Here is a 12,873-nt window from a genome sequence, read left to right as displayed (position 1 = left end):
CGGGAACCCGGAGCCATAATGGTGAATGGGCGGTCGAAGGGTCAAGTCCGCCGATCCTGCGGGATGCGGTCTGTTAGAAACTGATGCCCAAGCGGAGGGTCAGAGTGTCGTGCCGGGGTTCTCCATCGCCCTGGAGCACTCGGGATCCGATGGCGACGTCGGACTCCATCAGCGAGCCGATCCCGAATCCGTAGCGCACTTCGGGCCAGAGCCGGAGACCCAGGTCGAGTTCGAGGCCGACTCCGAACTCCGCACGAACGGGGCGTGCGGTGAGGAGGTCGTCCACGCCCGAAAACGTGCTGGACGGGAAGGTCAGGACGGGCCCGCCCAGCACATAGGGCTGAACGACCGGCAGGGGAAGTCGGATGCGGAAATCCAGCGGAATCTCCACCATGTCGATGTCGAACCGGACCCGTTCGTCACCGGCCATGGCGACGAGTGCCGGCATGCGATGGTAGATGAGGGCCGGCCGGAGGGAGAAGGTGGCGAGATTGAAGTTCAGGAACACGCCGACGTGATACCCACCGGTGGTGTCCGTGAGGTCGAATCCGTTCTCGGGCAGGAACTCCTCGAGCGTGTCGCGGTTGTAGCCCGCGAGGATGCCGATCTGCGCCTCGGCCGACATCGGAAGGGCGCAGAGGAGGCCCAGCGCGAGACCGGCCCCCCACCTTCCAAAGTTGCGCGTTCTACCCATCACCTGCCCCTCACGTCGGTCCTCTCCCACCTCGTTTTCGGAAAATCCGCGGAGCGACCGGCAACCCCGGGGACTCTCGGGAACGTACCCGCGCGGGCTCCGGCCGGGTAGCTGAGGGAGAGGATCCCGCGCGCGTGCTGTGCGCCATCATTGGCGGGCCGCTATGATCAGCCGAACCGCTCACATCGAGGTCAGGGACACCATGGTTCGACAGTTGATTCGACATCGCGAAGTACCGTCCGTTCTCGTCCGATCGTTTCTTCTTCTCGCCCTCGCAGCCTGCGCGACCGACGCCGGCGACTCAGCGGAATCGGGTGGCGCGGCGGCCGCGGATCCGGCGACGGGCGTGGCTGAACTCGTCCTCACCAACGGGAAGATCGCGACCCTGGCGGGCGAGGGCGGGGAAGCGGTCAGCGCCCTCGCGTCGAGGGACGGGCGGATCGTGGCGCTCGGGGCGGACGACGATGTCTCCGGATGGATCGGGGAAGACACCGAGGTCATCGACCTCGAGGGTCGGCTCGCGATCCCGGGGTTCATAGAAGGCCACGGTCATTTCATGGGTCTGGGGAACGCCCGCATGATCCTCGACCTGACGACCGCCGACACCTGGGATGACATCGTCAGCCTCGTGGGGGAGGCGGCCTCGAGCGCGGAACCGGGCGCCTGGATCAGCGGCAGGGGCTGGCATCAGGAGAAGTGGAGCGCGGCGCCCGATCCGATGGTCGAGGGACAGCCGGTCCACGACGGCCTCAGCGCGGTGACCCCCGCCAATCCGGTCATCCTGACGCATGCCAGCGGACACGCCTCCTTCGTGAACGAGAGAGCGCTCGAGTTGGCCGGGATCGACGCGGACACCCCGAACCCTCCGGGCGGAGAGATCGTGCATGACGCGGCGGGGCGACCCACCGGCGTCCTGCGGGAGACCGCGCAGCGCCTGGCGCGGGCGGCGTTCGGCGAGGAAGAGGCGAACCGCTCCGAGGCCGAGCGCGAGGCGCGGGCCCGTGAACAGGTACGCCTCGCGAACGAGGATCTGCTTCGGAAGGGCGTCACGAGCTTCCAGGACGCGGGTTCCGGCTTCGGGACGGTGGACCTGCTCCGAACGCTCGCGGAGGAGGGCGCGCTGCCCGTGCGGCTCTACGTGATGCTGCAGGGCGGGGCGGAGACGCTCGAGGGGCGGCTGGACGAGTACTACATGGTCGGGTACGGGGGCGACCGGCTCACGGTGCGGTCGATCAAGCAGGTTGCGGATGGGGCGCTGGGGTCGCACGGCGCGTGGCTCCTCCAGCCCTATGCGGACATGCCGTCGTCCACCGGGCTGCCGACGACGCCGCCGGAGGAGATCGAGCGCGTCGCGCGGCTGGCGATCGAGCGGGGGTATCAGGTGAATACGCACGCGATCGGGGATCGGGCGAACCGCGAGGTGCTGGACTTGTACGAGCGCACCTTCACGGACCACGCGGACGTGAGCGACCCGCGCTGGAGGATCGAGCACGCGCAGCACATCGACCCGGCGGATATTCCGCGCTTCGCGGAACTCGGGGTCATCGCCTCCATGCAGGGGGTCCACGCCTGCTCCGATGGTCCGTGGGTGACCCTTCGGCTCGGCGAGGGTCGGGCGCGCTCGGGCGCCTACGTGTGGCAGGATCTCATGCGGGCCGGAGCGATCGTGACGAACGGGACGGACGCCCCGGTGGAGGATTCGGACCCTCTGGCGAGCTTCCACTGTACGGTCACGCGCCTGGTCGAGGATGGGGGGACGTTCTTCGAGGGGCAGGCGATGACGCGCGAGGAAGCGCTGCGTTCGTATACGTGGGCCAACGCGTACGCCGCCTTCGAGGAGGACCTCAAGGGGACGCTCGAGGTCGGGAAGCTGGCGGACATCACGGTCCTTTCCCGGGACATTCTCACGATTCCCGCGGACGAGATACTGGAGACCGTCGTGGACTACACGATCATCGGCGGTCGCGCGGAGTACCGCCGGGAGAACTGACGGCCCCGTGTTCGACCTGGCCGTGGAGGACCCAATCGTAGTCGGCGGCGAATAACGCCTCCCGGGGATTCGCCGCGGGCCACTTCTCCAGCGGGATGAAGGCGCCGGCGATGGAACCCATGCCCCCGTCCTCGATCACCGTATCGAAGGGGTTTCGGTACTCGACGGTGATCCGGTACCGGTGCTCCGGGACGACGAGCGCGCCCACGCCGCGCCCCCTGTGCATGAGTGCCGGGATGCCCGCGACGTGCCCCTCCTCATCGAGCTTCGGGCGGATGTCGTAGAGCACCTCGCCCGTCGTCAGGTTCTCGAAGCGGAGCCGGGAGGCGTGCGCGTGGAGGTGACCGCCGAGCCCGATGATGAGCCCGCGGATCGCCGGACTCGCGTCCCATGTCTTGACCGAGTGCCCGGGCGGAAGGTCCCAGGCTTTCGTCGCGGAGACCTCGGGGTACATCGCGTCGAGATGAAACGGCGCCACCGGGTAGAGGGGCAGGGAGGCGAAGCGCTCGTACTCGAGCGTCAGGTGGACCGTGACGCCCTCGTAGTCCACGTCCGTCGGATTGTGCAGCATCGTGAGCGCGAGGAATCTCGAACCGCCCTTCATCGGAATGCCGAACAGCCATCCGGGAAAGCTCACGGGCCGCGTCTCGTGGCTCGCCGCGAGCACGCGCAGCATGATCGGCAGGAACAGCTCCCGCCGTCCCGGGTCGAGCAGGTTCATGTGATGCAGCACGATTCGCGGCACCGGCTCGCCCCGGCCATCGATGATGTGCGTGCGATACCCCCGGATCGTCAGGTCGAAGGGAACGACGCCTTCCTGCACGGGCAGCTGGGCCATGTGGTGGGATGAGCGGGCCGGAAGGTCGATCGGACCCAGGATGATCGCGAGTTCCTTCCGCTGCGGATTGTCGACGATCCGGATGCTCGCGGTGGACGTGGTCGGTGGGCCCCCGTCCGGCGCCCCGCCGTGGCCTGCGTGCGTCGCCTGAGCGGATGCGGCGGGCACCACGCCCGTGAGCGAGACGCCAGCGATGGAGATCGCAGCCAGAATCCCGGCCGCGCCGGCCCGCCCGCCGCGGTGCGTCATGGGGTTCCGGAGTCGTGTCCCGAAAAACCTGCGAGCTACCGACCGCCCTCGAAGTTCTGGAGCTCCTCCAGCAGATCGAGCAGCTTCTCGATCCGCTCCTTGAGCTTCTTCCGGTCGAGGTTGGCATCGATGTCCAGCCGGATCGCCGCCTCATCCAGCGCGGACCGCGCCTCCGCGGCTCTCAGCGACCATGTCTCGCCGTGGCGCGCCGCGCGCAGCCGGAGGTCCGCCTCGGCCGACCCGGCCGGAGCCTTCTCGGTCCGATCGATCCACAGGCCCCCGCCGGGTGCGCGCGAACGTGCTGCGGTCTTCGCGTCCATTCTGATCGTGATGCGGCGCTCGCCGTTGAGCGTCACCCAGCCGCCGGGGTGGGTGAGGTGCATCGGGGATTCGACTTGGATATGCCGGCTGTGGGCCGCGCCATGCCCCAGATCGTCGATCCAGCCCCCCACGACGCGTTCGATACGGCCGTTGACGCGTCCGGCGGTGTGTGCCGTCCTCCGCAACTGTGCCGCGGCGGCGCGCTGCGGCCCTCCGAGTGCTCCCGGTGGATCCGCCCGCTCCAGTGCGGCCGCGACGCGATCCAGGGTCGCCGTACTCGCCTTCGCCGGCCCGGGCAGGCTCGTGAGGTGGGCAACGGCGGCCCAGACGCAGATTGCGAAGATCCAGAGGGTGAAGGCGGTGGCGGCTCTTCGAATCAGCTTCACGTCGGCTCCAGGGGCAGGGGCGGTATCCGATATCAAGACATACGCGCAAGCGCCGGGTCAGGTTCCAATCAGTACGACCGCGACACCTTCCGAAAGGTTGTACGCCTGCGGTTGTACGCCTACCGAGGGGAGCCGGGGGACTCCGGGGACTCCGGGGAATCCTCGCCGCGCGTGAGGAGCAACGTGCCGGTCGCGCGGGTCGGCCGCAGCTCCCCGTCGCGGTCTCGGAGCCGCAGCAGCGTAATCTGGACGCGAGCCGTCACGTCCGCCCCGGAGATGTCGAGCCGAAGCGAGTCCGGCGGCAGTTGCACCCTTCCGGGCGCCGTCGTGGCGCCGAAGCGTCCGGCGCGCGCAATGAGTTCGGCGAACGAGACCGTGGCCAGTTCGCCGCCGCCGAGCCGGATCGTGGTTCCGAGGCTGTCCGGGGTGGCCTCGAAGGTGAGGGAGTCGCCCTCGAACGGGTAGCGTCCGTCCAGAAGGTTTCGCCCGAAGACGGCCCGTTCGAAGCCGGACACGGCGACGGCCGCGTTCCGGCCCCCCGGGGGCGAGATGTCGACGAACCCGTAGGGATCCGCGAGCAGTCCCTCGGACGGCGCGAGCCCGAAATGGTCCGCGATGAGCGTCGCCCGGCGGCCGGCCTCCGCGACCCTCGGCGAGGCCGCCGTCGCGTCTCCGATCGTATCCACCGTCGCCACGCCGCCCTCGAACCACTCGTCGATGGCGGACGTCCCGTGCCACGAAATCAGGTAGAGCAGGACATCGTTGATTTGCTGCCAGTCCCCGGGCGGAATTTCGACGACGGCCGGCGATATCCGGCCTTCGGCCAGGACGCCGTGCGTCGAGAGCAGGTCCTCGATCCGGCCCGTCTGACTCCGTTCGGCCACCGCGTAGGCGGACCAGGGGCCGACGAAAGTGACGGCGCCAATGATGGCCAGGGTCAGCGGAATCCCCTTGATCTCGCGCGACCGCGTCACCGTGTAGAAGACGGCGGCGCCCGCGAGCCAGATGCCGAGGAGGAGCAGCAGATACCGGCGCTCGGTGATCCCGTACTGTTCGATGCGCTGCCCGATGGCGAGCAGGAGCATGACGATGGACGGGATGATGAGAATCCAGAAGATGCGGGCGTACGTGTCGATCCACGCGTGGTCCTCCTGTCCGCGCCGGGGATGCACGAGGAGGAGCGACAGGATGCCGAAGGCGGCGAGGGCGGAGACGAGAAGTCCGATCCACCCGCTGGGCCACGTCGTCGTGATGACGACGCGCCCGAGGTAGGCGGTGAGGATGGTCAGGTATACGGCGACGAGCGGGAGGAGCACGTATTGGGCGAAGACGCGCAGGCCCGCGGGGTAGTCGTCGCGGCGTTCCAGTTGCTCGAAATCGTCCGGCACGCCCGCGAGCACGAACCACGTCTGAAACACGAAGCCGAGGAAGAAGAAGAGTCGGCCGTAGTTCTCGTCGGCGATGTCGACGTTGAACAGATTCTCGATGCCGAACAGCGCGATGGCGAGCCCGCCGAAGAGGACGCCCGTGTAGATCGCGCCGAGGCCGAACCGGAAGAAGAGCGTGCGGTTGAAGTGCCAGAAACCGTTCGGCTCGCGGATGCCGAGATAGGCGATGAAGGCGACGAGCAGATGCAGGGTCGCGGTCAGGTGAAAATGGCGGAGGCCGGCGATGTTCTCGCCCCAGTTGGGCCACTGCCAGTAGTAGAGGGCGAGCACGGCCACGCCGAGTCCGCGCAGCGCCCAGTGCCGCGGCCGGGGGAGCTTCCACCGCTCCGCGAACAGGGTAAGCCCGGTGAGCAGCGGCAGGCCGAGGCTGGCCGTGGCTACGAGGCGCAGCTCGAGCGCCGTTTCCGCGTTGATCGCCCGCATCGCGGCGATCGCGGCGACGACCGCGCAGGCGAGGACGACCGGGAACCGTCGCGCGGTCGCCCACGCCGCCGCGGCGAGCCGCTCGACCGAGGGGAGCTTCAAACCCGGGTTCTGATCGTCACGAGCCGCTCGGCCGCCTGCTCGAGCAGCGCCTCCGTCTTGCAGAACGCGAACCGCACGAGCTTCCGCCCATCCTCCGGGTTGTGAAAGAAACTGGATCCGGGGACGGGAGCCACGCCGATCGTGCGCGTCAGCCAGAACGCGAACTCGTCATCCGGCAGATCCGAGAGGTCCGAGAAGTCCGCGAGCACGTAGTACGCGCCCTCAGGCTTGCGGCAGTCGAATCCGGCCTCCACGAGCGCGGGATAGAAGAGGTCCCGTTTTGCGCCGTACACATCGGCGAGCCCTTCATAGTAGGACGGCGGAAGCATCTCGAGGCCGGTGGCCACCCCTTCCTGGAGGGGCGCGGCGGCTCCCACGGTGAGGAAGTCGTGGACCTTGCGGATGGCGTCAGACAACTCCGGGTGCGCCACGATCGTCCCCATCCGCCAGCCCGTGACCGCGAACGTCTTCGAGGCGGCGCTGATCGTGATCGTCCGATCCCGCATGCCGGGGAGCGTCGCCATCGGAATGTGTCGCGCTCCGTCGTAGAGGATGTGCTCGTAGACCTCGTCCGTGATCGCGTAGGCGTCGAACTCCTGGCACAGGATCGCGATCTTCTCGAGTTCGTCGCGGCGGAGCACGCGGCCCGTGGGGTTGTTCGGCGTGTTCACGATGATTGCGCGCGTCCGGTGGCTGAACGCCGCCCGCAGGCGGTCGAAGTCGATCTGCCACTCCGGGGTCAGCGGCACGAACACCGGGGTCGCGTCGCAGAGCGTGGTGTCCGGGCCGTAGTTCTCGTAGAAGGGCTCGAAGACGATGACTTCCTCCCCGGGGTCCACGACCGCCAGGAGCACGGCCATCATCGCCTCGGTCGCCCCGCACGTGATCGTGAGGTGCGCCTCCGGATCGACATCGAGCCCGTACCAGTCGCGATAGCTCGCGGCGAGCGCGTCGCGGTACCGCTTCGCGCCCCACGTGATCGCGTACTGGTTCACGTCGTCGTAGATCGCGCGCGCGGCCCCGATCTTCAACGTGTCGGGCGACTCGAAGTCGGGAAAACCCTGCGAGAGGTTGATGGCCCCGTGTTCGTTCGAGAGCCGGGTCATCATTCGAATCACGGATTCCGTGAAGCCGTGCGTGCGTCGGGCGGTGTGGATCTTCATCGGCCCGAATCTGGCCCGTCGACCGGGGACGTGCCACCGGGGCCGGCGTCTTCCTCCGCGGTCTCCCCGCCATCCTCCCCGGGTTCGGCGTCCGGGCGGCGGAATCCGGCCCGGGCGAGCCGCGGCGCCACGAGTTCCGCCTGCGCCCGCAGCCAACCGAACCAGACCACGTCGCCGGATCTCAACGTCGTGCCGCTCGACACGGGTTGTTCGCGTCGGCCGCGGCGATGCACGAGGGCGAGGGCAGGGAACCGGCGGTCGGCCAGGGCCTCGATCTGGGAGACGCGCAACCCGGCCACGCCCTCGAAGATGAGAGGTTCGATCTCCACGCGGTCGCGCCGGAAGTGGTGCGCCCAGCGCTCGTGGTCGAGCCCGAGTCCGAACAGTACCGAGGCACCGCTCTCGTCGACCTGCTCGGGCCCGACTCCCGGCGTGAGCGGGTCGATGGCCACGAGGCGGCTCACCCCCGGACAGCTTTCCTCGACGCGCTTGGCGATGAGCAGGTTCACGCCTTCGTTCGGCGTGAGGGCGACGACGGCACGGCGCGATTCGACCCCCGCTTTCAGGAGCGTGCGCGACTCGTTCGCGTTGCCGAGCACCACGCGGAAGCCGTCGCTCTCCGCCGCCCCCGCCTCCGTCGGGTTCGAGTCGATGAGCACGATCGGCGCCTCCCCGCCGCGGGCGGCGCGCAGGGTTCGGGCGAGCGCGCGTCCGACGGGATTGGCCCCGACGACCGCGAACCCGTGGTTGGACGGTTTCCTTACCCCCAGCAGACGCGCCATGAGCCCGCCCGTCCCGCCGAGGACGATGACGGTGACGGCGATGACGAGGAAGACCATCGCTCGCAGCTGGTTGCCTTCCGTCTCCATCCCGCTGTGTGCGAGTTCCGCCGCGAACAGCGAAGAAACGGCGAAGGCGACGATGCCGCGCGGCGCCAGCCAGGCGAGGAAGGCCTGCTCGTTGCGGCGGAGGCCGGCGCCCCAGGTGCAGAGGAGAACGCAGAGGGGGCGGACGACGGCGACGAGCACGATCACGGTCACGACCGCGCCGGCTCCCAGCGCCCGCACGTCGCCGAGGTCCACCGCCGCCGACAGGAGGACGAAGAGGAGTCCCACGAGCAGGAATGTGAGCTGCTCCTTGAACTCGACGAGTTCGCGCACGTGCCGGGGCCCCATGTTGCCGACGACGAGTCCGGCGATGGCGACGGTCATGATGCCGCTCTCGGGCAGGATGGCGTGCGAACCCTGGTAGAGCGCGAGGACGCATGCGAGCGTGAAGATGTTCCGCAGGTCCGAGGGGATCGCGCGCCGCATCCTCAGGAGTCCGCCGATGATGAACCCTCCCGCCACGCCGATGACGGAGCCGAGGCCCAGGCGCGTGAGGAGGCCGAGGAAGCCGGCCCCGACATCCCCCGCCGTCGACGCGAGCGCCAACTCGAACGCGACGACCGCGAGGATCGCCCCGACCGGATCGATGAGCACGCCCTCCGCCTCGAGGATCGTCCGCAGGTTGTTTCGCAGGCGAATCCGCCGCGTGAGCGGGTTGATCACGGTCGGACCCGTGACCGAGACGAGTGCGCCGAAGAGGAGCGCGATCCGGAAGTCCCAGCCCAGCGCGAGCATCGCCGTGACGGTGGCCCCGGCGATCGTGATCACCGCCCCCAGCGTGATCAGCCGACGGATCGTGAGCGCTTCCCGCCGCAGGCGGTCGATGTTGAGTTGCAGCGCCCCCTCGAAGAGGATGACGGCCACCGCGAGTCCGACGATGGGGTTGAGGCCCTCGCCCAGCGTATCGGGCCGCACGATGTTGGCGACCTCGGGCCCGAGGAGGATGCCGGTCGCGAGCAGGAAGAGGATGCCGGGTACGCGTACATGTCGTGCGAGGGACTGCGCGACGACGCCCGCGGTGATGGCGAGGGCGAACGTGAGCGCCGGATCCTGGAGGTTCACGAGGTGGCGGTTCGCTCGGTCGCGAGGATGAAGTTCGTGAAGCCTTCGTCGTAGTCCGAGAGGCCGTTCTGCCCCGTGAGCTTCATGCGGGCGTTGTAGGCGTTCTTCATCATCGGACCCACGACGCCGCTGACCGGGCCCTCCGCCGGGTGGCGCACGGCGAACGCCTGCTTCAACTCGTCCCGGAGTCCGACGTCGGCGAGGAGGTCGTTGTAGGCGGCGGCTTCCCGCTCCGCCAACACCCAGAGTTGGCGGTCCAGCCGCTCGCCGTGGGCCGACTGCTCGAGAACGGGCTCACCCGAATGCACCAGGGCGAAATAGCCGAGGACCTGCGCCTCGACTTCCTTCAGGTATCCCTTGCGGTGGCAGAACTCGTGCGCGATCACATGGGGTTCGAAGATGCCCGTGCTCCTGAAGATCGCGACATCCCCCGTCAGGGGGTCCGCCGCCCCGAGCGCGAAGGGGAAGATGATCTGCGCGAGCATGAACTCGCGGACCTGCGCACTCGTCTCCAGACGCTGGCCGGTGAGTTCCGCGAGGTAATCGGTCAGGCACAGGTCGACCTGTTTCGCCAATTCCTTCCGCGGGGTCTCCATCGGGGCGTAGTTCGCGTTCAACCGCTCCACCAGACCTTCGACGTCCTGTCTCCGCTCCTCCTCGGACGCCGGGGGCGGAGAGAGCGGATCGAAGCCGAAGGCCTCCTCGAAGTCCACGCGGCGGGCGTCCGCCCGAACCGCCCAGTCGATGAGCGCGCTCCCCGCGTACACGCCGAGGGCCGCCGCCTGCACGGCCCGCCCGGCCGGGCTCAGGCCGAAGAGCACCCGGGCCGCCACGGGGGCGGCGAGAAGCAGATCGGAAGGGGCGACCGGGAGGTACGTCGCCAGGTTGGGGATGCGGAGTCTGTCCATGGGTCCTCGCTCGCGGGTCGGTGGACGAAAGTTCGGGATCGGCGGGCCGGGTGCAACCGTCGGGGCCCGCGCGGCGTCCCACTCCTGTCGGAGGTCGGGACCGCTGGCGAGTATGAGCGCCAGTATGAGAGCCAGTGCGAGAGCGGGCATGAGAGCGGGCATGGGAGATGGAGGCGGGTACATGCGTCGAGGCAGGCCGGGATCGTTCATCGCCCTGTTCGGGATCGTCCTGGGCGGGATGCCCGTTGCCGCGCAGGTTGCCGCGCAGGAAATCAAGGTCGGGGGCCAGGTCACCTTCGGCGACGACGCGGATTTCGGCATCGGCCCGCGGGCGGAGGTGTCGCTGCCCTGGATCGCTCCCGGCATCCGGGTTGCCGGGTCCTTCGACTACTTTTTCCCCGATTCGGGTCTCGGCGACCCCGGCGGCGACTACGACTACCGGGAACTCAACTTCAACGTTCTCGGTGACATCTCGCTCCCCGATGTGACGAACCTCGTCCCCTATGTCGGCGGCGGGGTGAACGTGGCGTGGGAATCCGTCCCAGCGGACGGGATGGAGGGTCCCGAAGAGCGACTCTTCGGGCTGAACGTCGTGGCGGGCTTCCGGTTTCCGCTCGTCGGGTTCACGCCCTTCGTCGAGGCGAGGTACGAACTCGAGGGGGGACAGCAACTCCTCGTGGCCGGCGGCATCCTTCTACCCTAGAAGGCTCGCTAGAAGCGTAAGCCGCCGCCGGCGCTGAACGCCCACCTCGATCTTTCGCTGTCGGCGATCCCTCCGCCGAAGCGGTAACCGAGGTTGAGATTCGTCACCTGCGCGAACGAGGACAGCGGGGAACCTCCGAACACGGTCACGCCGATGTTGCCTCCGAGCCTCGAATCCTGATCGGGATACCACGCTCCTCCGTAATCGACGAAGGCGCCTATGCCGATTCCGGTCAGATTGACGAAATTGTCGACGAGATAGGAGCGATGTTCCAGCGTCGCCTGAAGCGTCCGAGTACCGATGAAGGCGTGCGGTCCCCACAGGCGGGGGAGGATCTGGAAGCCGATGTCGTGTTCGGATCCGGGCCGGGGCGACTCCTGGACTCCGCCGATGGCACGCAGGAACGTCGTATTGCGGTCGGTCGTACGCACGGCCGCCGTTCCGCTGCCGTACACGTAGCCGGAATCGAGGCCGGCGGAGTTGAACAGTCCGCCGCCATCGACGTAGCCCTTGAGGATCGCCGAGCCGGCCCGCCTTCCGGAGGCGAGGCGAAGGCGCGCGCCGACCCCCGTGGACGCGTACCCGAGTGCCTCGTGCGCGAGCTTCACGGAAACGAACACTTCGTCGCTCAGGTCCTGGTCCTCCTCGGCGAAGCCGTTGAAGCGCTCCACGCGCTCGAACCGTGCGCGCCGCCACCGCACGAAGCCGCCGACCAGGCCGTAGACCGAGTCCGGAACGGTCGCATAGAGGCTGTCGACATTTACGTCGGGATGCTCCAGCCGCATGTGCTCCTCGTGGCGGACCTCGAGCGTCGCCCCCACGCGCAGGAACCCGCGTGCGCTGGCGATCGGGGCGAGCGTGCCCGTGAAGCGGTTGATCAGCGCGCGCCGCCGCCACTCGGTCGTCTGGAGTTCGTCCGGGTTGTCCCGGCGGTACTGCGGGATTCGTCCCTGGAAACTCCGCCCCTCGTAGTAGAACGCGGAGCGGTCGGAGAGGGAGCGGAACGGGTTCGCGACGGTCCACAAAATGACGTCGCGGTCCGACAGGTTCTGCCACGTTCCGCTGGCCAACAGGCGGGTCGACCCCACCCGGTTGGACGTGAGTCGCAGGTCCATCCCGTCGCGGTCCGTCTCCCGCACGTACCACACGCGCATCGCGTTGCCGGTGCCGGCGAGGTTGATCTCCGTGACGCCGAAGGTGCCGGTGACGGTGCCGTCCGCCGCGAGCCGGCCGGTGAATCGGGGCTGCAGGCTCCACGCTTCGCGCGTGCGTACGTCCAGCGCCAGTTTGCCATCCTCGAGCCGCGCCGTGTCCACGCGGACCCGGTGAAAGAGGCCGAGACGGCGGAGATTGCGTTCGCTCTCGGCGGTCAGCAACGAGTCGGCCGACGATCCGGCCCCGAGGAGGAGTTCGCGACGGATCACCCAGGCATGCGTCATCGCGTGCAGCCCGTTCCCGAGACGGTAAATGAAGTTTCTCTCCGCATCCTCGGGGAGAAACACGTCCCGCCGGGTGATGATGACGGTGTCGATGATGGCGCCCGCGCCGTTCGCCGTCTCCGTCGCGGATGGGGGCTCCTGCGCCCGCGCCGGGGGCGTTGCAAAGAGCCCCAGCAGGCACAGGAGCCGGACGACGTTCGCGCCCCGGGACGGAGCAGGGCGAGTCCCCCTTTCCGGGAGGGCCGCGGACGGAATCATGG

10 protein-coding genes are annotated in these 12,873 nt (G+C 68.6%); 2 read left to right on the top strand and 8 right to left on the bottom strand.

From position 1 onward, the window contains the following. Positions 1-73: 73 nt before the first annotated feature. Complete coding sequence (locus tag ACOGXI_RS05445; RefSeq protein ID WP_419937870.1) at positions 74-694, bottom strand: hypothetical protein; 621 nt, start codon at positions 692-694, stop codon at positions 74-76. 346 nt (positions 695-1,040) lie between these two features. Between ACOGXI_RS05445 and ACOGXI_RS05440 the strand changes: the two genes are divergently transcribed. Then, positions 1,041-2,684, top strand: coding sequence for an amidohydrolase (locus ACOGXI_RS05440; protein ID WP_419937869.1), 1,644 nt, complete (start codon positions 1,041-1,043; stop codon positions 2,682-2,684). Here the strand turns inward: ACOGXI_RS05440 and ACOGXI_RS05435 are convergent. From ACOGXI_RS05435 to ACOGXI_RS05410, 6 genes are all read right to left on the bottom strand, one after another. After that, positions 2,647-3,771: a hypothetical protein gene (locus ACOGXI_RS05435; protein ID WP_419937868.1), complete on the bottom strand. Its 1,125-nt coding sequence runs from the start codon at positions 3,769-3,771 to the stop codon at positions 2,647-2,649. The two genes, ACOGXI_RS05440 and ACOGXI_RS05435, sit on opposite strands and share 38 nt — an antisense overlap. A gap of 35 nt (positions 3,772-3,806) precedes the next feature. After that, positions 3,807-4,478, bottom strand: coding sequence for a hypothetical protein (locus ACOGXI_RS05430; protein ID WP_419937867.1), 672 nt, complete (start codon positions 4,476-4,478; stop codon positions 3,807-3,809). 119 nt (positions 4,479-4,597) lie between these two features. Continuing rightward, positions 4,598-6,451: a DUF4153 domain-containing protein gene (locus ACOGXI_RS05425; protein ID WP_419937866.1), complete on the bottom strand. Its 1,854-nt coding sequence runs from the start codon at positions 6,449-6,451 to the stop codon at positions 4,598-4,600. Continuing rightward, a complete protein-coding gene (locus tag ACOGXI_RS05420; RefSeq protein ID WP_419937865.1) occupies positions 6,448-7,614 on the bottom strand; it encodes a pyridoxal phosphate-dependent aminotransferase in 1,167 nt (388 codons plus the stop codon). The genes ACOGXI_RS05425 and ACOGXI_RS05420 overlap by 4 nt, the downstream gene beginning before the upstream one ends. Next, positions 7,611-9,563 carry a cation:proton antiporter gene (locus ACOGXI_RS05415; RefSeq protein ID WP_419937864.1) on the bottom strand — a complete coding sequence of 651 codons (1,953 nt, stop codon included), beginning with the start codon at positions 9,561-9,563 and terminating at the stop codon, positions 7,611-7,613. The genes ACOGXI_RS05420 and ACOGXI_RS05415 overlap by 4 nt, the downstream gene beginning before the upstream one ends. Continuing rightward, positions 9,560-10,471, bottom strand: a complete 912-nt coding sequence (locus ACOGXI_RS05410; protein WP_419937863.1) for a DUF3810 family protein — start codon at positions 10,469-10,471, stop codon at positions 9,560-9,562. Before ACOGXI_RS05410 ends, ACOGXI_RS05415 begins: the two co-directional genes overlap by 4 nt. A gap of 181 nt (positions 10,472-10,652) precedes the next feature. Between ACOGXI_RS05410 and ACOGXI_RS05405 the strand changes: the two genes are divergently transcribed. Further along, positions 10,653-11,174 carry a hypothetical protein gene (locus tag ACOGXI_RS05405; protein WP_419937862.1) on the top strand — a complete coding sequence of 174 codons (522 nt, stop codon included), beginning with the start codon at positions 10,653-10,655 and terminating at the stop codon, positions 11,172-11,174. 8 nt (positions 11,175-11,182) lie between these two features. On the opposite strand, the gene ACOGXI_RS05400 is transcribed toward ACOGXI_RS05405, so the two are convergent. Next, positions 11,183-12,871 carry a hypothetical protein gene (locus tag ACOGXI_RS05400; protein ID WP_419937861.1) on the bottom strand — a complete coding sequence of 563 codons (1,689 nt, stop codon included), beginning with the start codon at positions 12,869-12,871 and terminating at the stop codon, positions 11,183-11,185. Between the last annotated feature and the right edge of the window lie 2 nt (positions 12,872-12,873).

The organism is Candidatus Palauibacter sp., assembly GCF_965208055.1.
Classification (GTDB): domain Bacteria; phylum Gemmatimonadota; class Gemmatimonadetes; order Palauibacterales; family Palauibacteraceae; genus Palauibacter.
Note: the sequence above shows the minus strand (reverse complement) of the source record. Positions and strands in the feature narration are given on the sequence as shown.

Excerpts from the sequence above, each read along its gene's own strand:
- ACOGXI_RS05420 (WP_419937865.1), bottom strand. The coding sequence starts at position 7,614 with ATGAAGATCCACACCGCCCGACGCACGCACGGCTTCACGGAATCCGTG.
- ACOGXI_RS05400 (WP_419937861.1), bottom strand. The coding sequence starts at position 12,871 with ATGATTCCGTCCGCGGCCCTCCCGGAAAGGGGGACTCGCCCTGCTCCG.
- ACOGXI_RS05435 (WP_419937868.1), bottom strand. The coding sequence starts at position 3,771 with ATGACGCACCGCGGCGGGCGGGCCGGCGCGGCCGGGATTCTGGCTGCG.
- ACOGXI_RS05445 (WP_419937870.1), bottom strand. The coding sequence starts at position 694 with ATGGGTAGAACGCGCAACTTTGGAAGGTGGGGGGCCGGTCTCGCGCTG.
- ACOGXI_RS05410 (WP_419937863.1), bottom strand. The coding sequence starts at position 10,471 with ATGGACAGACTCCGCATCCCCAACCTGGCGACGTACCTCCCGGTCGCC.
- ACOGXI_RS05405 (WP_419937862.1), top strand. The coding sequence starts at position 10,653 with ATGCGTCGAGGCAGGCCGGGATCGTTCATCGCCCTGTTCGGGATCGTC.